The sequence below is a fragment of the Undibacterium sp. Ji50W genome (assembly GCF_049340445.1).
Classification (GTDB): domain Bacteria; phylum Pseudomonadota; class Gammaproteobacteria; order Burkholderiales; family Burkholderiaceae_D; genus Undibacterium.
Genome location: NZ_JBMPOX010000001.1, coordinates 193,217 through 212,152, shown reverse-complemented (window position 1 = coordinate 212,152; position 18,936 = coordinate 193,217). Strand labels below are relative to the sequence as shown.

Below are 18,936 nucleotides of genomic sequence, written 5' to 3'. Positions count from 1 at the left end.
TTATTGAATGATTAATACTCTGCGGACTGCGCGAGCGCGGTACGTGCCCGACTTGCTGAGTGTGAACTGGTCGCCAACGTCGAAGTACTGCACCCATGCGTAGTCGGGGTTGCCCGCGTTCTGCTCAGAAGTCCAGTACCAACCATCTTTGTCAAAACCTTCGGGTGTATTAATTGCCAGCAGCCTGCCTTCACGGCGGTTGAATAATGACCAGTCTTCGAAACCGTTGATGGTCAAAGTGGCTTGTGTGATGGATTGTTGCCAGTTCACATTGATCAGTTCGTTTTCTGCTGGCGCGTGGATCAGGTGGTAGTCGGGCTGGCCGTCCATGCCCGCGATGACGCCGGCATAGATGCCGCCCAGCCAGGCTGTGCCGATTTTTGGGGCGATTTCTGGGGCTTGTACTACTTGCAGTGCTGTTTGCATGATGCGTCCTTAAAAAGTGGTGATTCAATCGTCGTTGTCGTTGGCCTGCAGCTTTTTTAAATCAAACATGGCGCGCTGCTGCATGTGTTTTCTGGCGCGCATGCGTATTACCTTGGACCAGACCGGGTGCTTGATCGCGTCGGCATACGGCAGCTTGGTCGCCAGCAAGCTATAGGCGATTTCCAGTGCGGCGGCGTCGGGTTCAATGCGGGCCATGGTGGCGGTTATTGCGGAATGAATGCCGTCAGCGCTTTGGCAAGCGCAGCGCGGCGGCTGTGGCCGAAAGCGCGTTGCACGCGGTACAGGCTGCGGGCGATGGTGTAGCGGGCTGATAGGCGCAGCATCATGCTGACACCACGTGGTCGTCCACTTCCTGGGCTTTGGCTATTTTGCTGGCCAGTATGCGCAAGGCGGTTGCTTCAATGAGTAAGTCGGCCGCATCTTTGTTAGGGTCGTCCAGGCTGATGATTTGCATCATCCGTGCGTGCGCCTCTTTATGATTCGCCTGATCGCGCAGCGCGCTGAAAATCATGTTGCTTTCATGCTCGGTGATTTTCATTTGGCACCCCGCACCTGGTCACGACTGGCCAGCGCCTGCGCCATGGCTTCTTTGCGCTGCTCTGCCGCGTCAAGCTGGGCGATGTAGATGGCATTGGAAACCACCTCAGCCGATTTGATTTCGTCGTTCATTTGGTCGTAACCTGCCCAGCACAGGACGCCCAGAACAGTGGCGATGCAGAGGGTGATGGCTATCCAGTCGATGATGTCGAGGTCGGCGGCGGTAAGGGTGTGCGCGTCGTCAGCTTTGGTAAGCGGATCTGTTTTGCTGACGAGTTGATCTTGGTCGCGGTTACGTCTATTGTGTAACTGGATTACTTTTTTGCTGGCGGGTTGCATTGTTGTCTCCATCGGGGCGATGGAGAAACTTTAGCAGACTAAAGTTTAAAATGCAAAGAGAAATTTAGTACACTAAATAAAATATTTATTTAGTTGATTTAAAAGAAATTGTTCTTTTTGATGAATGTTGCTTTAATGATAGGTTGTCAGTTACATTATCTGTTGCGATACTTGGGGGTAATAACGATGAAATGCAGCGCTTGTGGTGTTGGGTTGGTGAGTGATTCAAAAACGTGTCCAGGGTGTGGCAAAAAACAGTCCAAGCAATACAGTTTGCTTTCTTTGATTATTTTGGGAGTAGTTTGCTTTGGTATCTACAAGGTGTATGACGTTGCGGTATCCCCAGCCGGTGGCGCACAGTCGCAACAGCCGGCAAACTTGGCCTGGCAATATTCGTCATACAAAGACAAGATGAGCGGAAAAGATGTGCAAGTGGCTGAGGTTAATGCTGAAGAGGAAATGCAGTTTGCATTTCCGTACGCTGGTAAGAATCGACCAAGTTTAACAGTGCGAAAATCAGCAAATGGCACGTATGACGTAATGATTGAAATTGAAAAAGGCCAATTTGTATGTATGCCGGAATGCACGCTGCCGGTTAAATATGACCAAGGTGAGATAGTAAAGGTAAAGGCGGTTTTGCCGTCGGATGGCAGCTCAACTGCACTGTTTTTTAAGTCTTCGCCAGCAATGTTGCAATCTCTGAAATCGTCAAAAAAAATAATGATTCAAGCTACCTTCTACCAGGAAGGCACTCATGCTTTGACGTTTAACACCGCAAACCTCAGATTGAAATAACTGAAATCTAGCGCTCATAAGAGGCTAGATACGGTCGCTTTGCTTATGTATTACGCGACCGACAATAATGCAGTCATTACCCTGGCATATCTTCCGTGAGTATTTTCGTTGATCTGTATTGTCAGAAACGAGCCACCATTTCCCGATGTCACGCACGAGCCTCTTTACGACTGCTTCGCCTTCGTAGTTGATTGCATACACTTCACCATCAATCGGTTTGCAGTCGGCCGTATTAATTACAATCACATCGCCATCATGTAGCGATGGTTCCATGCTCTCGCCTTTTACGGTCAAGGCAATCAACTTCCGCGGCGTATAGCCATTCTTATCAAACCATACACGATTAAAAGTTAGCGGCGGCCCTTCATCGTGCTGTTGGTCAAATGACACGCCTGATATTCCGGCCGATAGCTTCAGGGTCACTCTTCGAACATCAACGAAGTCTGGGTGATTTTGTTCTGCGACGATGACTTTATGGTATTGCGTGCTGTGGCCATATTCTTCTTCTGTATCTTGCGGCCTGTATTTGGGGAGTGTGCCGTCAGCGATCCAGTCAATATTGAAATGCGTTCTGGCGAATGCTTTAAGCGGTTTGGGTCCCAGCTTGGTTTGCCCGGAAAACCACTGCGTAACAAGGCCTTCCGACACGTCGCAGAAAATAGCCAAGTCCTTCGCTTTTGAAAGATGCAATTCTTTCATTACCTCCGAGAGGCGGTCTTTCAAGGTTTCCATGTTTAGCACTCTAAAGGTTTTTTGCTTTAGCACGTTAAAGACGCTTGCGCATTTATCTTTAGTGAGCTAAAGTTTTGCATATGGACGCAACTAAATTAATTGAATTGCTCGGCGGTACGACAAAGGTTGCTGAAATATGCGACGTCACTCCGGGCGCTGTCTCTCAGTGGAAAACCAACGGTGTGCCTAAGCCATGGGTCTGGTTTTTCGAAAGTAAATATCCTGACATCTGTAGGGCCGCAGTCGTGGTGCCTACTTCAACACCTCCCCCGCAACCGGCCTGATGCCGTTGCCCTTGCGCAATCTCAAATTACGAGGAAAAAGACCGTGAGAATTAACCAGTTATCTATGGATGCAGCAGACGTGGCGGCGACTGAGGTTAGGCAGTATTCAACATCTGAGATAGTAGGTGCGAACCAGTCGCCTAAGCAATATCCCGAGGGCGAGTTTTCTGTGTATGCCATTGACCCGCCGACAGCGCGGGCTCGTATCGCAGCAGCCTGCATCACTCTGGCCTGCGGTGGCAAGAGAGTTGGCATGCATCCTAAAATGATTCTGATGCACCCAGAAGTCGCCCCGCCGCCGATGGATGAGGAGCGACAGGCATTTTTTGCTGACAGCGCCCAAAAAGAGGCTGCTGAAGTCCTGTTTGAGGTGCTTATGGCGGCATGTGAGGTGCAGCCGCTTCTGATGGCGAAGATTGAGCAAGCTCTAGCACGTCGAGTTGCTTGGCGGACCGAATAAGTCTGACGTGGTGAAAGTGACCTGTATCTAGCTTGATGACGTCTCCTACCTTGACTTGCGTTTTGCTCTCGTAGTGTTTTTGCATCGCGTCGTCTTGGTCGAGTAGGTAACGAATTTTGTATTTGTATGGAAAGTCCATAGGAGATTCCTTTCATTGAAATCATGGTTGTGGGACTTTGATTGTACATGGTTGGAATCTCCACCCTTTATTTTTTGGCACTGGTAACAGTGTCCGTTTTTTTTGCCCAAACAGGGTACACAACCGGGTTCAAATACTATGAATCGCATTGATAACCAGAATGAACTGGCTTTGGCCAGGCCGCCGCAACAGACTTCTGTGCCGGTGGAAATGATACGGGCCAAGCGCAACAGTGGCGCGGCGTTTTCGCTGGCGTGCGATGCGTCTGGGCTGGACGACAAAGAAATTTATCTGGCTTTGGAAATTGATGCCGGGTATTTCAGCAATATAAAAAAGTCGAAGGCGACATTGCAGGGTGACCTGGTGCGCGATTTCTGCCGGGTAGTGGGCAATACGATTTATCCGGAGTGGTTGGCGTACCAGGTGGGCTGCACGCTGGTGATGCTGCGGTCAGAGGCCGAGCGTCGTGCAGACGATGCGGAGCGTCGTGCGAGGGATGCCGAAGAAAAGTTGTTGTTTTTGACAAAAATTATGCAGGGTAAGGTGACGCCATGAAGAACTTACGGACTGATTCAAGGGCGTTTCAACTTCTTGTGTTGATTGTAGAAATGGGTGGCCGGGTGCCATTGCGTGATATTCCTGAAGCGGATAGTGAGCAGGTTGTGTATTGGCTGGATGTGTTGCGCTATTACCCGTACACGATTACTAGTAATGACGTGATCACGGTCACGCCGGTTGGCCGTGAGCGTGTCGATGAATACCGGCTTGAGCTGGGCCTGCCGATTATCGAAAAGATTGAGGCGGTGCCGCTACCGGATGCGATGACGGTGCGGCCCTATCAGTCGTTGCGCAAAACTGGTAATGCCCGGCCTTGCCGCCCTGGTATGGATGATTATCGGTCAATACCGTCATTGATTGGTGGTGTACGTCGGTTGCCAGGTGGTGAGGTGATCGAATGAGCGGGCAGGATGTGCGTAGCAGTATTTTGCGCAAGTTGGCCGGGTGCCGTGGGCAGCGGGCTTATGGTGTGTCGTTGTTGGGCTGCTTGCCGGACGAGCCGCGCACTGAGCGGCGTTTGCATAATGTGTGCGTGCCGCTGTATGGCGCTGGCCTGATTGAGCGCCAAGGCCAGATGTATGCGTTGACGACGGCTGGTGCACAGGCTTCGGGGGTTGAATGAGTATTGCCTTGATGACGGCGGCATTCAGATCGCCCATTCAATCGACACACAAGTTTGTGCTTGTGGCATTGTGCGACAACGCGAATGACCAGGGTGAGTGCTATCCATCGGTGTCTATGCTGTGCGAAAAGACCAGTTTGAGTGATAGGTCTGTGCAAAAGTCGTTGGCATATTTGGAAGAAAAACAGTTCATTCAACGACGCGAAAGGCATGGTCGCAGCAACTACTATTACATTGCTGACCCCCGAACGTGGTTCACCCCCGAACAATATTCACCCCCGAACGACGTTCACCCCACCCCCGAACGTGGTTCACCCCCACCCCCGAACGTGGTTCACCCCACCCCCGAACGTGGTTCACCTATAACCATCAATGAACCATCATTAGAACCATCAGTTAACCAGAGTGGTCGCAAAGTTCGCGGAAAAACGATTTTGCCGAAAGACTGGATTCTGACGAAAAAACTTGGCGATTGGGCGTTGGAGGAATTTCCGCACTGGAAGGCAGATGATGTGCGTCGCATTGCGGACAAGTTTCGAGACCACTGGGTGGCGAATGGTAAGCAGATGAAAGACTGGGAAGCGACGTTCAGGAACTGGTGCCGCAATGAGAATCGACCGTGGACAGCGAATGCAAGAGCGTCTCCTGCAAAGCAATTGTCGGCAAAGGATCAGGCGCGGCAGGCAGTATCGGAGGCATTGACAGGCAACGGAGGTGGGCAGCATGGACGAATTATCGATATTTGAAGCTGATGTACCGGATGTGTGGATGGACTGGACCAGCAAGTTGTTTAAGTTCATGGAAGCTTGCTACGGCAACAAATTTTTGGACATGTGGGCAAGTGCGGATCTGGTCGCTGTGAAGCGTGTGTGGGCATTGACGCTGATGACGTTGACCAGAGATGAGCTGATGCGCGGGCGTCAAGGGCTGATGACACGTGACTGGCCTCCTGCCTTGCCTGAGTTTGTGAAGATGTGCAGACCTGGCATTGACCCGGCAACGGCATTTTATGAAGCGCAGGAGCAAGGTAGGGCAAGGGAGGAAGGCCGGCCAAACGTATGGTCTCACCCTTCGATTTATTGGGCATGGCGAACAATTGGCGCATTTGAGTTTCGTAATCAGAATTATCAGACGTTGCGGTCGCGTTGGGAAAAAGCGCTTGCAGATGAGATGGGCAAGGGTAAGTGGGATGCCGTGCCAGTAACTGCATTGCAGTTGACGGCGAAGATGAAGACAACAGCAATATCGAAGCGTGGTGCTGCTGAGCTGAGTAAGGCTGTCGCATCGGTCAATAAGCTGGGTGACCAGCAGGTTGATCATAAAGCCTGGATGAAAAAAGCGGCAACCAAGATAGCAAACGGTGATGCGTCTGTGCCGTTGTACGTGATGGACAGTTTGCAAGAGATGATGGGCGGCAAACAAGCGAGGGGTAGATGATTCAATATATCGATAAGTTGATGCAGGACTGGGCGCGCTGGTCAAAGGTGCGGCGTGATGGTGGGTTGGGCTATCCGTCAACGGCAAGTGGGTGCCGGTTGATGGTGTGCCATGGTGGTGGGCATGGTGACATTGTCGGCATTGATGAGCAGTCGATGGAGATTGAGCAGATTGTTGTTAGGTTGAGACAGGATAAGGCGGATATGTATCGGGTTGTTGAGTGGTTCTATCTTGCAGGCAATATGACGATTGATCGTATAGCGCGTGAGCTTGGATGTCATCGTGACACGGTATACGTTCGCCTCCATAGCGTGCATCAATATGTGATGGACGCGATGCATGATAATGATCTGGCAAAAACGACATCGGTATAAAAAATATTTATGAAGTGGGTTGACGTATTCCGACACTTTCAATATGATTCAGCTATTCTTGTTGTTGTTGCGACCAAAACGCTTGTAAATTTGAGCCCTGCCCACCCGGCGGGGCTTTTTGTTTTGTGCTTTAGCCGTGCTCCTAGGTGGTAGTTACCCCGCCCTACCCAGGGTGGGGTTCTTTTATTTAAATTATGGCAAAGCGGTCGCAAAGTGTTTGCCAGCATCCTGGCTGTAATGTACTTATAGCGATGCCTGGTAAGTGCGCGACACATAAGCGCACTGAGAATGTTGTTCGGGGCTCATCAACTGAGCGTGGTTACGACAGTAGATGGCAAAAGGCCCGCGCATATTACTTGCGTGCGCATCCACTGTGCGTATATTGCCAACGGGTCGGACGGCTATCTGCTGCGAGCGTAGTTGATCACATCACTCCGCATAAGTTGAAGCAGGCAATTGATAGTGGCGATGCACAGAGAATCGCCATCGCCCGTGCCTTATTCTGGGACAGCGCGAACTGGCAATCATTGTGCAAGCTATGCCATGACAGCGCGAAGCAGGCCGAGGAGGCCGCCGCTGGATTTCGCTAGCCACGCCGGTAGGGGCGGTCCAATCCCTGGGCCGCGATTTTGCTAGACCGGCCTTAGCCACTTTTTTTGTGCGCGCAGGTTTTGAGGTGGGGGGTATTAAAGGAGTACGTTATGGGACAAAGAGGGCCAAGGCCAAAGCCGCATGAACTGAAGGTGCTTGAAGGTAACCTCGGTCACCGCCCTATCGATACAAACGGTACATGGCGACCGCTAGTTGAAGTGCCGGATCCACCAAAATACCTGGGCAAAGAAGCGCGCAAAGAATGGAAGCGCATCACCGTCGAGCTTTCCAGAAACAACATCGTTGCAAAACTTGACCAGCACATGCTTGGCATGCTCTGCCAATGTGTTGAGCGACTGGTGATGTTTGAAACTGCTCTCTCCCGCCGGGTTGCCGCGATGGTGACCAAAGGTGAAGACCCAGAGAAAGCCTACCTGATGGTGACGGCTACCGGGTATGAGGCAAACACCGGCATCTACAACATGCTCAACAAAGAGCGCGAGATGCTCATGAAACTGCTGGGCGAGTTTGGCTTATCCCCCGCACTGCGCGCCAAAGTAGTCCAGGGTACCAGGGCGGCGCAACTAAGCCTGTTCACTGGTGGTAAATCTGACGACAAGCCAACCACATTCGACCAATTTTGATGTAAATGACCTTTGTAGAACGCGCAATCCGATATGCCAACAGCGTAATCGGAGGGGAAATTGCAGCCTGCAAATGGGTAAAACTGGCCTGCCAGCGCCATCTTGATGATCTGCAGCGGGCTGAAACCGGGTGGAAATATGTTTTTGATGACTACGCAGCCAACCGCGTATGCCAGTTTCAAGAGCTACTGCCCCACGTAAAGGGGGATTTTGCCAGGCCAAAACTCATCAACGGTGAGATGGTCTACCCCAAAATCCAGCTCGAAGACTGGCAGTGCTTCATCCTCTGTGTGATCTTTGGATGGAAGCACAAAGAAACCGGAAAACGCAGGTTCAAGCGCGTCTACATCGAAGTCCCGCGCAAGAACGCCAAGTCAACGCTCTCCAGCGGTGTGGCAAACTACATGCTCACCGCCGATGGCGAGCCAGGCGCAGAAGTCTATTCGGCGGCGACAACAGGCGAACAAGCCCGCATCGTCTTCAATGATTCATGCGTCATGGCACAGCGCGAATCATCCTTCATCGCTCGCTTCGGTGTCGATGTCGGCAAGCACAGCATGTCCGTGCCGGAATCAGCAAGCGTATTCCGGCCGCTTAACGCTGAAGGCAGTACGCTCGATGGGCTCAATGTCCATTGCGCCATCATTGATGAGTTGCATGCCCACAAAAAGCGCGACCTGTACGACGTATTGGACAGCGGTACCGGTGCCCGGTCCCAGCCAATACTGTGGATGATCACCACCGCCGGCAGCGACCGCAGCGGCATCTGCTACGAACAACGTATCCACGTCACCAAAATACTGGATAACGTTTTCCCAGACGACAGCTTTTTCGGAATCATCTACACCATCGACGATGGTGATGACTGGCGCGACCCATCAACCTGGGCAAAAGCCAATCCGAACTTTAACGTCAGCGTTCTGCCAGACGACATGGAAGAAGCCTGCCGCAAAGCGATGTCAATGGCATCCGCGCAAAATGGTTTCCTCACAAAGCGACTCAACATCTGGGTCAATGCCGATACGGCATGGATGGAAATGCGGGCGTGGGACGCATCAGCAGATGCAAACTTAAAACTCACCGACTTCTTGGGCCAAGAATGCATCATTGCCCACGACCTGGCCAGCAAAGTCGATATCGCCGCAAAAATGCGCCTGTTCTGGCGCGACATAGATGGAACCCGGCACTACTACGCATTCGGTGCCTATTTCCTGAATGAGCAGGCCATCGAAGATGGTAGAAACAGCCAGTACAACGGCTGGGCAAGGCGTGGATTGCTGACATCAACTGAAGGCAACGTCACCGATTTCGGCATCATCGAAGACGATTTTCTGGATGATGCAAAACTATTCGTCGTGACAGAAGCACCCTACGACCCGTTCCAGGCGACGCAATTCAGCCAGCGAATGGTCGCAGAAGGCCTGCCAATGATCGAAGTCGGGCAAACAGTAAAGAACTTTTCAGAGCCAATGAAAACGCTCGAAGCACTGGTACTGCAGGGCCGGTTCCACCACGATGGCGACCCGATACTGACTTGGATGATCAGTAACGTAGTCTGCCACCGCGACGCAAAAGACAACATCTACCCCCGCAAAGAACGCGAGGAAAACAAAATTGACGGCATGGTTGCACTCGTAATGTGCTTAAACCGCGCCGTCGCAAACGAAACAGCCGGTCTGATCTATGACGGCAATCTAACGGTCGTATAAAAATGAACTTCCTCACCTATAACATCAGCCTTGCAACCGGGCTGATATGCCTGACTGTGGGCGCGACTTTGCAGTGGGGGATTGGCATCGGTCTGCTGACAGCAGGCGTAACAACAATCAGTTTAACCATCGTCAGCGCCATGCTGACCCGGGGGCGTTAATGTTCTTGACTGGACGAAAAGCAAGCGCCAGCGGCGACCGTTCGCCCTATGGCAGCTTCTGGTTTGAGCCAGTAGGCATGCGTTCATCAAGCGGCATTCGTGTCACCGCCGATGCTGCAATGCGTTTGTCAGCAGTCTATTCCTGCATTCGTATCCTGGCGGAGACATTTGCTGTTCTGCCTATTCGCTTATATAAGCGAAAAAAAGATGGCTCACGCGAAATGGTCACTGATCATTGGCTCTACAAGTTGCTGGCCAAGCGCCCAAACGATTGGCAAACGCCCTTTGAATGGCGCGAAATGATGATGGGCCACCTTGCATTGCGTGGCAATGCCTTCAATCAAATCATCGCCAACCGGCAAGGGCAAATCACTCAGCTTATCCCCCTGCACCCAGACCGCACCAAAATTGAACCACTTGGTAATAATAACTATCGCTATGCAATAGCGCAGCCAGATGGCACGACCCTGCGTCTGGCGCGGGGCGAAGTTTGGCACATTCGTGGCTTGTCCAGTGACGGCTACATGGGCCTGTCACCTATTCAGGTTGCGGCAGATGTGTTCGGTTCTGGTTTAGCGGCGCAACAGTATGGTGCTAATTTCTTTGCCAACGATGCAAAGCCCGGCGGCTGGATAGAGCTCACAGGCAAATTTGCAGACCAAGCCGCCCGCGAAACCTTCAAAGAATCATGGAAAAAAGCCCAGTCCGGGGCGAACCGTGGCAGTACAGCAGTGCTTGAAAACGGAATGAAGTACCATGAACTGTCGCTCAACAATGGTGACGCGCAATTCATCGAAACGCGCAAGCTCAGCCGTTCAGAAATAGCCAGTATTTTTCGCATTCCACCGCACCTGATTGGCGACCTTGACCGCGCCACCTTCAGCAACATCGAACAACAATCCCTAGATTTCGTCATGCACACCATGACACCAATCGCAGAACGGTGGGAATCCAGCATTGAATACAACCTGTTGCCAGATGATGACGGCATTGATATTGAATTTGACTTTGCAAACCTGCTGCGTGGCGATCGCGCAGCAAGAGCTGCATTCTACAATTCAGGAATTGTAGCCGGATGGATGAAGCCGAACGAAGCTCGCATCAGTGAAGGAATGAACCCTGAACCCGGCCTGGATAAAACGCTGCGCCCATTGAACATGGTTGAAGTAGCTGACGATAATAACGAACAAGCAGAAGAAAATACGAAGCCATCCCAGCCAACCGATGCCCGCATGACAGCCCTGGCCGAAGCAGCAGCCCAGCGCGTGGCCCGCAAAGAAGCAGTGCGCCCGGTTGATGAATCGCACGCAAAGTATGTCATGCAAGTGCTGTCAGTCAGCGCAGACGTGGCACAAACCTATTGCCAGCAACGCGCATCCATGACCGATGCGCAAGCCCTGGAAGCACTCACCAGCATGGCCCTCAAAGGTACATTATGAAAAGACAGCTACTCATAGCGGAATTCCTTTCCACTCCATGGGCGCTCATGCCAGAACGCATGAACGCCTTTGCCAGCGTGCTGGCACGTTGGCAAGCCGGTATATCCGCATCTGATGATGTTATCGCTGGCGTCCATGCTGACCGTGAAGCCCGCGACAACAAACGTGCGCAAAACACCCGTGCTGGTGGTGGTGCCATTGCCGTCATCCCCATGTATGGAGTCGTCACACAGCGCGGCAATATGGCCGACGACATCAGCGGCCCCGGCAGCGTCAGCACACAGCGTTTCTCTGCCTGCTTGGCAGATGCCCTGGCAGATGATGCGGTCGGTCAAATCTTGATTGATATCGACAGCCCCGGCGGCTCTGTCTATGGTGTATCCGAGCTGGCCAACGAAATCATGCAAGCCAGATCGTCAAAGCCGGTAATCGCCATTGCAAACAGCCTGGCAGCAAGCGCTGCGTACTGGGTAGGCTGCGCCGCCTCTGAATTTTATGTCACCCCAGGCGGCGAGGTCGGCAGCATTGGTGTATGGCAGGCGCACCAGGACTACAGCGCAGCTATGGAAGAGGCAGGCATCAAAACCACACTCATATCCGCTGGAAAATACAAGACAGAAGGTAACCCTTACGCCGCCCTTGATGAAGATGCGCAAGCCTTTATGCAATCCCGCGTCAATGACTATTACCAATCCTTCGCCAAAGCCGTCGCAAAAGGCCGTGGCGTATCTATCGATGCTGTCCGCAATGGCATGGGGCAAGGCCGTGTCCTGGGTGCTGACGCGGCCCTGGCTGAAGGTATGGTTGACGGCATCATGACCTTTGACGAAGTCATCAAAAAAATGCAGAAATCCAGCAAACAAGGTCGCACCGGTGCTTCCAGGCTGGCGCAAGCACAAAACGAACTCAAGATACTGGGGTAGCACAGCCCCGCCATGGCACTCCAATGAGTTGCTGTGTATGGCCCCAAGGCCAGTGCAGCCCGTAGCAAATATCAACCAGCCGCGTGCTGGTTTTTTTATACCTATCTAACCCGCCCACAGCGATGTCGGCGGGTTTTTTATTAAGGAAAATTATTATGAGCAAGAAACTCCGCGAGCTGCAAGCCCGTAAAGCCACACACATCACTGCCATGCGCGCCATCACCAGCAAAGCTGAAAAAGAAGGTCGTGACCTGACAGATGCAGAAGCGACTGAATTTGACGGACTCAAAGCCCAAATCGATTCAACTAACGCCGCCATTGACCGCGAACAACTGCTGGCAATGGAAGAAGCATCCGCCGGTATTGATATCCCTGAAGATGCTGTAATTACGGTCTCTGACCGTGCTGCTGCTGACCCTAAAATGGGCTTCCATACTTTCGGTGAGTTTGCTAAGGCAGTCAAAGATTCTTCTTCTGCAAATGGAAAAATTGACAAGCGCTTTGCTGCCGCCCCTTCCACCTTTGGCTCTGAAGCTGTAGGCGCAGATGGCGGTTTTTTGGTGCCGCCTGAATACAGTAAAGAAATCTTCAATCTCGCCTTCACTGAAGATTCGCTGTTGCCTATGACAGACAACGTGCCGATTGATGGTAACGGCATGGTGTTTCCAAAAGACGAAACAACCCCATGGGGTACCGACGGGGTGCGTGCATATTGGCAGGCAGAAGCATCTACTGCTAACGCAACTAAGCCTAAATTTGGTGCAGCAACATTGCGTTTGCATAAGCTGATGGCACTCGTTCCATTGACGGACGAATTGTTGGGTGATGCATCCTCACTCAATGGCTACCTGCCGAACCTTCTTGGCCGCTCCATCCGCTGGAAAACCAACGAATCACTGCTGAACGGTACCGGCGACGGTCAGCCTTTGGGAGCACTGAAAGGTGGTGCCGCCGTTACCGTGGCAAAAGATTCGGGTCAGGCCACGCTGACAGTCAGTACAACCAACATCCTCAACATGATTGCCCGGTTGCCGCCTGGTTCTTTCCCAAATTCTGTTTGGTTGATCACGCCCGATGCACTGCCGGCGGTGTTTGGCCTGACATTGGGTAACTACCCAATCTACCTGCCAATGAATTCTGGCATACAAGGCAACCCCTACGGCACACTGATGGGTCGCCCCATCATGGTCAGCCAGCATGCATCGGCCTTCTCATCTGCCGGCGATATCCAATTGCTGGACATGAGTTACTACCGCACTATCACAAAAGCGGGCGGTATCGACATGCAATCGTCCATGCACCTGTACTTTGATGCAGATGCAACGGCGTTCCGTGCTGTCTTCCGTGTTGATGGCCAGCCAAAAATCGTCGCGCCAATCACCCAGGCAAAAGGCAGTAACACGTTGTCACCGTTCCTACAACTGGGCGCTCGCTAATCACTCGTTCTGCCGGTGAAAACTGGCAGAAACAATCCAAATTCCATCATTGAATAGGAAAAAATCATGACACCAAATAAGTTATTGAGTGAAGGCCTGACCGTGCTGACAACGATCGATCCGGCATCACAGGCAGCTAGCACAGTCACATCCGGCTGGGTCAGTGCTGCAAATCACCTGGCATTCCTGGCACTGGTACAAACCGGTGTGCTGGGTGCATCCGCGACGCTCGATGCAAAAATCGAACAGGCCACAACTAGCGGTGGCGCAGGCGCTAAAGCGATTACCGGCAAAGCAATAACCCAGATCGTCAAAGCAACGGGCGATAACAAGCAGGCGCTGATCAATTTCAAATGTGCTGACCTGGATACAGAAGGCGGCTTCAGCTTTGTGCGCGTCAGTCTCACAGTAGGTACGGCAGCCTCCATTGTCGGTGCCGTCCTGCTGGGCGGTGCGCCGCGCTATGAGCCTGCAAACAGCTTCAACCAGGCTGCTGTCGCGCAAATTGTTTAAACGCTGTACAACACATAGGGCGGGTGCTTCGGCACCCGTTTTAGCATGGGCTATCAATTAATCACGCCACCGTCAGCAGAACCGGTATTGCTGGCAGAGGCCAAATTGCATCTGCGTGTCGATATTGCCGACGATGATTTGCTGATTGGCATGCTCATCACAGCCGCACGTCAATACGCAGAACAATTAACTGCCCGTAGTTTCATCACCCAGCAATGGCGCTGCACAATAGATTCATTCCCTGGCCAACAAAATGCATCCTATGTGCCGTGGGGTTCCACGTTTTCCTTGCCAGACAATGCCATATTGCTTGAAAAAGGGCCGTTTCAGTCCATTGATGCCATTCAATATGTGGATATGGCCGGAATCACCCAGACCATGCCAAGCAGTGACTACATAGCCGATTTAACAGGCCCATTGGCAAGAATCACCCCAAAATTCGGCAAGATCTGGCCCATTACCTTGCCGCAAATTGCCAGTGTCAAAGTTGATTTCACCTGCGGTTACGGCGCGACAAGCACCAACGTTCCCGAAGGCCTGCGCAATTGGATGAAGTTACGCATGGCCGCCCTGTATGAAAACCGCGAAGAACTGTCTGTCGCGCAGCGCGTCAACGTGCAAGAGCTGCCCTACGTAGACAGCCTGCTTGATCCCTACAAAGTGCTGAGGGCCTAATGTCAATCGGCAGCAGAAGAAAGCGCGTAACCCTGCAAAACAGAAGCGCTACGCTTGATGAATTCGGCCAGCGGCTCAACACCTGGGTTGATGTCGCCACGGTGTGGGCAGCCATAGAACCTATCAGTGGCAATGAGCGGTTGCATGGGCTGCAAGTGAACAGTGAAATATCAAGCAAAGTAGAAACCCGGTACCGGCCAGAATTTGCAGACCCGACAGTCATTGATAACTGGCGGCTTCTGTACGGAACAAGAAAGTTGAATATAAAAGCGACGCTCAACGAAGATGAGAGAAACAGATTAATCTCATTTTTGTGTAGCGAAGGCCTCAACGATGGCCAGTGACCTCAACATCAGCGGCCTGTCAGACCTCAACGCCGCGCTGCAACAGTTCACGGCAAAGCTCGAACAAAACATCCTGCGTGGTGCTTTGCGTGCCGGCCAAAAGAAAATACTCGAAGCGGCCAAGTTTGGCATCCACTCCATTGATGGCGATCTCGCAGACAGCCTGCGCATCAGCGTGAGGGTAAAGGATGGCCGCGTTGTAGCGTCCCTCAAGGCGGGTAACAAAAAAGCGTTTTACGCCCACTTTGTCGAATTTGGCACCCAGGCCCACACCATCAAAGCCAAAAATGGTGGGGCCCTGGTGTTTGGTAATAAAGATTATGCGTCCCTGCATCACCCTGGGGCAAAGGCAAAGCCGTTTATGCGTCCTGCCATGGATGGCCATGCGCAAGAAGCCGTTGAGGCAACTGCTGACTACATCAGCAAGCGCATCACCAAAGAACTGATTAATCAAAATAGCGAATCCTGATGCGTGCTGAAAAAGTCACCTCTGCCTTGCTTAACGTGGCAGGTATTACCGCGCTTGTCGGCACCCGCGTGGCGCTCACGCGCCTGCCAGAAAACACGCCCTACCCGGCGATAGTGTACGAAGGCATCAGCGGCACACCTATATTGCCCATCACCGCCAATGCCGGCGGCAGCTTGATGCGCACGCGCATGCAAGTCACCGCCATGGGCCGGGCCATTGGCGAAGTAAAAAACATCCTGGAGCAAGTGCGCATCGCGCTCAGCTACCAAAGCGGACTCATCAATGGTGTGCAAGTCGTGGCTGTCGTGCCAGACATGATGGGGCCAGACCAAAAAAACGACGAAGCGGCCGTGTTTATGCAAAGCCGTGACTTTTTGATTACCTATTACGAAACCTGATTTTTGAACAGACGGCGCGACCGTCTTTGTCAACCACAACCCCGCCCATTGCGGGGTTTTTTATTTGGAGAAAGCAATGCCACAAGCAACCGGTATTTTTAAGCAGGTCGCGCTCAAGCGTGAAGTAACCTTTGGTGTCGCCCCTGCCGCATCCGCAGCGCAATTGTTGCGCCGTGTCACCTCAAAAATCGACCTCAAAAAAGACAGCTACCAGTCTAACGAAATCCGCCCAGATTTCCAGGTGGCTGATTTCCGTCACGGCGTGCGCCGCGTCAAAGGCACCCTGGCGGGCGAGTTGTCGCCTAAAACCTATTCTGACCCGTTCGCCGCCATGCTCAAGCGCGACTTTACGGCAGGCGCGTCTGCCTCTGCGGTGTCTGTCACCATCGCTGGCACCGGCCCCACCTACACCGTCACCCGCGCGGCGGGCTCGTATCTGACGGATGGCTTCAAGATTGGCGATGTCATTCGCCTGACGGTCGGCACCCTCAATGCCGCCAACATCAACAAAAACCTGTGGATCACCGGCCTGACAGCCACCGTCGCCACCGTCATGGTGCCCAATGCCAGCGCCCTGGTTGCAGAAGGACCGATAACCAGCACCACTGTATCCGTCTTCGGCAAAAAAACCTTCATCCCCACGACGGGCCATACCGATGTCTCGTTCTCGCTTGAACACTGGTACAACGACATTTCGCAATCAGAGCTGTTCACCGGCATCAAGTTTGACAAGGGCGATGTCCAGTTGCCACCCACCGGCATGGCCACCTGTAATTTCGATGTCATGGGCCAAGGCATGACCCCGGCGCAGGCGCGCTACTTCACCTCGCCAACCGCTGTCAGTACCACTGGCGTGGTGGCGGCCGTCAATGGCCTGCTCATGGTCAACGGCGTGGCACAAACCGTCGTCACGGGCCTCAATTTCAGCCTGGACCCCAAGTTCAGCGGCGACCCTGTTGTCGGTGCCAACGTCGTGCCTAACCTGTTTGCTGGCCCTGTTGGCGTAACCGGGCAATTCACTGCCTACTTCACCGACAACACCCTGCGCGACCTGTTCATTTCGGAAACAGAAATCGCCATCATGGTCGTGCTGACCACAGACAACACCGCCACCGCCGACTTCATCAGCTTTGTCATGCCCCGCATCAAACTCAGTGACGCAGCAAAAGACGACGGCACCGGCGGTACCGTCCAGACCTTCCCCTTCCAAGCGCTCATCAACATCAACGGCGGCGCAGGCATCGCAACAGAACAAACCACGCTCTCCGTTCAAGACTCGGCTGCGTAATCAATTCGTAGCCAATACCCAGCACTGACCAGGTCACCGTCGTCATCTTCGCGGATGGCGGGGTGACTTGGCACAGGCATTTTCATTGTCCAATTGTCCAACTATCCGCGAGGAATACTCATGTCATTCAAAATCAACAGCATCAAAGACGCACAAACAGCCGACGTAGAACTGAAGCACCCAGAAACCGGCGCACCACTGGATGCCACCGTTACATTGATGGGGCCAGAACACCCAAGCCGAAAAGCGCTCGAATTTGCCCGCCAGCGCGAACTGCGCAAAGGCCTGCAAAAAACCGGCAAAGTGCAATTTGGTGACCCGGTCGAAGACGAGCAAGACGCCATCGACGAGCTGGTCGCCATCACCACCGGCTGGTCTGGCATCTGCAATGACGACGGCAGCGCCATCGCCTTCAGCGCCCAGGCAGCGCGTGACCTGTACACCAAAGAAGACCTGGGTTGGCTGCGCACACAACTGTTCACCGCCAAAAACGAACGCGAACGTTTTATCAAGAGCTCCGCGCCTGCCTGATCGCGCATGCGGAGCACCACTTCGGTCTGGCCAAGTCCACTAAAGACGGCCTGACCGAACGCGATCACCTCATTGCCCTGGCAAATATAACCGGCATCACCCCGCCAGAACTGCTGACCCCACCACTACCACCCGGCTGCGACATCCTGTGGCGAACCTTCTGCGTGTTGCATAACTCGCGTGGCGGTGGCATGGGGCCAGCAGCCATCAGCCCGGCCAACATCGTCGCCTGGCAACAGCTTTACAAAGTGCAGTTATCACCCTGGGAACTCGACACCATCGAGCGCCTTGACAACATCGCTCTTGCGTTTTTAAACGAAAGTCAAAAAACGGGGTGATGGAAATTTTATTGCACCAGGCTAGGGTCATTCCCGAAAGTGCGCTTCGTAACCGCATTGCCTTGGTGTTCCAGTTACGGCTCAATACGGGAGTCAAAATGAATGAATTGTTATTGATTGAAAAACTAAATATTTCTATTAGCGTAAACGAAGCTTATGAAAATTTAATAGGGTTATTGCATAAAGCTTGTCAGAAAGCGATCAATGTAAAAGGAAGGCAATTTTTGGCGGGAATGTTAGTTGACTATTTTTGGTTGGATGATTTTCTAGATAGTCTGAATCTATGTATGTTAGGGGCAGCCGGTGATTCAAAAATCATCGAAATGTGTCAGATTTTTTTGGATGTCGCAGGCATTCAAAAGTCAGAGTGTTTTATTGATTCCACCGGTGTAATTAATAGGCGAAAAGTCTATTTTGCACAAAAAAGCGATGGAAAGATAAAGATAGGCTCATCAATCAATGTTGAGGAGAGGTTGTCCCAACTTAAAACTGGTGCTGGAGAGAATCTGGTACTGCTTTATCAGATTGATGGAAGCACAGTAAGAGAAAAGCTTATCCATGAAATTCTCAAAGACGCAAGGGTGCATGGTGAATGGTTTTCCCCAGGGCCAGTACTAGAGTTTATTGCGAAGTCTAAGTCAATAAAAGATGGTGGGATTTTGAGTGAAAGCGAAAATAGTATTTCGCTAATTCATTAGCATTTTTTTCCAAAATCAGCCAAATGCAGCCCACGTTGCTGCCAAATTAACCTAA

Annotated in this window: 29 protein-coding genes; 24 read left to right on the top strand and 5 right to left on the bottom strand. The window is 52.3% G+C overall.

All coding sequences use genetic code 11. From position 1 onward, the window contains the following. The 4 genes from ACO0K9_RS01070 to ACO0K9_RS01055 form a co-directional block, all read right to left on the bottom strand. On the bottom strand, positions 1–426 hold the full coding sequence (locus ACO0K9_RS01070; protein WP_422980896.1) for a DUF1566 domain-containing protein: 426 nt from the start codon (positions 424–426) through the stop codon (positions 1–3). A gap of 24 nt (positions 427–450) precedes the next feature. Further along, entirely contained in the window at positions 451–642 is a 192-nt protein-coding gene (locus tag ACO0K9_RS01065) for a hypothetical protein (RefSeq protein WP_422980894.1), read from the bottom strand. A 127-nt stretch (positions 643–769) separates the two neighbouring features. Further along, positions 770–985 (bottom strand): hypothetical protein, encoded by a 216-nt coding sequence (locus ACO0K9_RS01060; protein ID WP_422980892.1) that lies wholly within the window; start codon positions 983–985, stop codon positions 770–772. Continuing rightward, entirely contained in the window at positions 982–1,323 is a 342-nt protein-coding gene (locus ACO0K9_RS01055) for a hypothetical protein (protein WP_422980890.1), read from the bottom strand. Before ACO0K9_RS01055 ends, ACO0K9_RS01060 begins: the two co-directional genes overlap by 4 nt. Positions 1,324–1,539: 216 nt before the next feature. Here ACO0K9_RS01055 and ACO0K9_RS01050 point away from each other — a divergent pair, with 216 nt between their 5' ends. Further along, positions 1,540–2,118, top strand: a complete 579-nt coding sequence (locus tag ACO0K9_RS01050) for a hypothetical protein (RefSeq protein WP_422980888.1) — start codon at positions 1,540–1,542, stop codon at positions 2,116–2,118. Positions 2,119–2,142: 24 nt separating this feature from the next. On the opposite strand, the gene ACO0K9_RS01045 is transcribed toward ACO0K9_RS01050, so the two are convergent. After that, positions 2,143–2,850, bottom strand: a complete 708-nt coding sequence (locus tag ACO0K9_RS01045; RefSeq protein ID WP_422980886.1) for a S24 family peptidase — start codon at positions 2,848–2,850, stop codon at positions 2,143–2,145. Between the two features lie 80 nt (positions 2,851–2,930). On the opposite strand from ACO0K9_RS01045, the gene ACO0K9_RS01040 reads away from it, so the two are divergent. From ACO0K9_RS01040 to ACO0K9_RS00930, 23 genes are all read left to right on the top strand, one after another. Then, entirely contained in the window at positions 2,931–3,134 is a 204-nt protein-coding gene (locus ACO0K9_RS01040; protein WP_422980884.1) for a Cro/CI family transcriptional regulator, read from the top strand. 43 nt (positions 3,135–3,177) lie between these two features. Then, the gene (locus ACO0K9_RS01035) at positions 3,178–3,594 is read left to right on the top strand and encodes a hypothetical protein (RefSeq protein WP_422980882.1); all 417 of its coding nucleotides are present in this window, start codon (positions 3,178–3,180) and stop codon (positions 3,592–3,594) included. A gap of 277 nt (positions 3,595–3,871) precedes the next feature. Continuing rightward, positions 3,872–4,288, top strand: a complete 417-nt coding sequence (locus ACO0K9_RS01030; protein WP_422980880.1) for a transcriptional regulator — start codon at positions 3,872–3,874, stop codon at positions 4,286–4,288. Beyond that, positions 4,285–4,692, top strand: a complete 408-nt coding sequence (locus tag ACO0K9_RS01025; protein WP_422980878.1) for a hypothetical protein — start codon at positions 4,285–4,287, stop codon at positions 4,690–4,692. The genes ACO0K9_RS01030 and ACO0K9_RS01025 overlap by 4 nt, the downstream gene beginning before the upstream one ends. Continuing rightward, positions 4,689–4,913: a hypothetical protein gene (locus ACO0K9_RS01020; RefSeq protein WP_422980876.1), complete on the top strand. Its 225-nt coding sequence runs from the start codon at positions 4,689–4,691 to the stop codon at positions 4,911–4,913. The genes ACO0K9_RS01025 and ACO0K9_RS01020 overlap by 4 nt, the downstream gene beginning before the upstream one ends. Continuing rightward, positions 4,910–5,659, top strand: coding sequence for a helix-turn-helix domain-containing protein (locus ACO0K9_RS01015; RefSeq protein ID WP_422980874.1), 750 nt, complete (start codon positions 4,910–4,912; stop codon positions 5,657–5,659). The genes ACO0K9_RS01020 and ACO0K9_RS01015 overlap by 4 nt, the downstream gene beginning before the upstream one ends. Then, positions 5,637–6,350 carry a hypothetical protein gene (locus ACO0K9_RS01010; RefSeq protein ID WP_422980872.1) on the top strand — a complete coding sequence of 238 codons (714 nt, stop codon included), beginning with the start codon at positions 5,637–5,639 and terminating at the stop codon, positions 6,348–6,350. The genes ACO0K9_RS01015 and ACO0K9_RS01010 overlap by 23 nt, the downstream gene beginning before the upstream one ends. Beyond that, positions 6,347–6,724 carry an antiterminator Q family protein gene (locus ACO0K9_RS01005; protein WP_422980870.1) on the top strand — a complete coding sequence of 126 codons (378 nt, stop codon included), beginning with the start codon at positions 6,347–6,349 and terminating at the stop codon, positions 6,722–6,724. The genes ACO0K9_RS01010 and ACO0K9_RS01005 overlap by 4 nt, the downstream gene beginning before the upstream one ends. Positions 6,725–7,425: 701 nt before the next feature. After that, positions 7,426–7,959: a phage terminase small subunit P27 family gene (locus tag ACO0K9_RS01000; RefSeq protein WP_422980868.1), complete on the top strand. Its 534-nt coding sequence runs from the start codon at positions 7,426–7,428 to the stop codon at positions 7,957–7,959. A 5-nt stretch (positions 7,960–7,964) separates the two neighbouring features. Then, positions 7,965–9,668, top strand: a complete 1,704-nt coding sequence (locus tag ACO0K9_RS00995) for a terminase large subunit (protein WP_422980866.1) — start codon at positions 7,965–7,967, stop codon at positions 9,666–9,668. 2 nt (positions 9,669–9,670) lie between these two features. Continuing rightward, the gene (locus tag ACO0K9_RS00990) at positions 9,671–9,829 is read left to right on the top strand and encodes a hypothetical protein (RefSeq protein ID WP_422980864.1); all 159 of its coding nucleotides are present in this window, start codon (positions 9,671–9,673) and stop codon (positions 9,827–9,829) included. Then, complete coding sequence (locus ACO0K9_RS00985; protein WP_422980862.1) at positions 9,829–11,268, top strand: phage portal protein; 1,440 nt, start codon at positions 9,829–9,831, stop codon at positions 11,266–11,268. The genes ACO0K9_RS00990 and ACO0K9_RS00985 overlap by 1 nt, the downstream gene beginning before the upstream one ends. Continuing rightward, positions 11,265–12,191 (top strand): S49 family peptidase, encoded by a 927-nt coding sequence (locus ACO0K9_RS00980; protein WP_422980860.1) that lies wholly within the window; start codon positions 11,265–11,267, stop codon positions 12,189–12,191. Before ACO0K9_RS00985 ends, ACO0K9_RS00980 begins: the two co-directional genes overlap by 4 nt. A gap of 155 nt (positions 12,192–12,346) precedes the next feature. Then, the gene (locus tag ACO0K9_RS00975) at positions 12,347–13,627 is read left to right on the top strand and encodes a phage major capsid protein (RefSeq protein WP_422980858.1); all 1,281 of its coding nucleotides are present in this window, start codon (positions 12,347–12,349) and stop codon (positions 13,625–13,627) included. 66 nt (positions 13,628–13,693) lie between these two features. Further along, entirely contained in the window at positions 13,694–14,140 is a 447-nt protein-coding gene (locus ACO0K9_RS00970) for a hypothetical protein (RefSeq protein WP_422980856.1), read from the top strand. Positions 14,141–14,185: 45 nt separating this feature from the next. Beyond that, positions 14,186–14,815, top strand: a complete 630-nt coding sequence (locus ACO0K9_RS00965) for a head-tail connector protein (protein ID WP_422980854.1) — start codon at positions 14,186–14,188, stop codon at positions 14,813–14,815. After that, positions 14,815–15,159: a phage head closure protein gene (locus ACO0K9_RS00960; protein WP_422980852.1), complete on the top strand. Its 345-nt coding sequence runs from the start codon at positions 14,815–14,817 to the stop codon at positions 15,157–15,159. The genes ACO0K9_RS00965 and ACO0K9_RS00960 overlap by 1 nt, the downstream gene beginning before the upstream one ends. Further along, positions 15,149–15,628 (top strand): HK97-gp10 family putative phage morphogenesis protein, encoded by a 480-nt coding sequence (locus ACO0K9_RS00955; RefSeq protein ID WP_422980850.1) that lies wholly within the window; start codon positions 15,149–15,151, stop codon positions 15,626–15,628. The genes ACO0K9_RS00960 and ACO0K9_RS00955 overlap by 11 nt, the downstream gene beginning before the upstream one ends. Further along, on the top strand, positions 15,628–16,026 hold the full coding sequence (gene gp17 / locus ACO0K9_RS00950; RefSeq protein ID WP_422980848.1) for a tail completion protein gp17: 399 nt from the start codon (positions 15,628–15,630) through the stop codon (positions 16,024–16,026). Before ACO0K9_RS00955 ends, gp17 begins: the two co-directional genes overlap by 1 nt. A 76-nt stretch (positions 16,027–16,102) precedes the next feature. Continuing rightward, the gene (locus tag ACO0K9_RS00945; RefSeq protein WP_422980846.1) at positions 16,103–17,314 is read left to right on the top strand and encodes a phage tail tube protein; all 1,212 of its coding nucleotides are present in this window, start codon (positions 16,103–16,105) and stop codon (positions 17,312–17,314) included. Between the two features lie 120 nt (positions 17,315–17,434). Further along, positions 17,435–17,845, top strand: a complete 411-nt coding sequence (locus tag ACO0K9_RS00940; RefSeq protein WP_422980844.1) for a hypothetical protein — start codon at positions 17,435–17,437, stop codon at positions 17,843–17,845. Then, positions 17,773–18,183, top strand: coding sequence for a phage tail assembly chaperone (locus ACO0K9_RS00935; protein ID WP_422980842.1), 411 nt, complete (start codon positions 17,773–17,775; stop codon positions 18,181–18,183). Before ACO0K9_RS00940 ends, ACO0K9_RS00935 begins: the two co-directional genes overlap by 73 nt. A 98-nt stretch (positions 18,184–18,281) precedes the next feature. After that, the gene (locus tag ACO0K9_RS00930; protein ID WP_422980840.1) at positions 18,282–18,881 is read left to right on the top strand and encodes a GIY-YIG nuclease family protein; all 600 of its coding nucleotides are present in this window, start codon (positions 18,282–18,284) and stop codon (positions 18,879–18,881) included. The last annotated feature ends 55 nt before the right edge of the window (positions 18,882–18,936 follow it).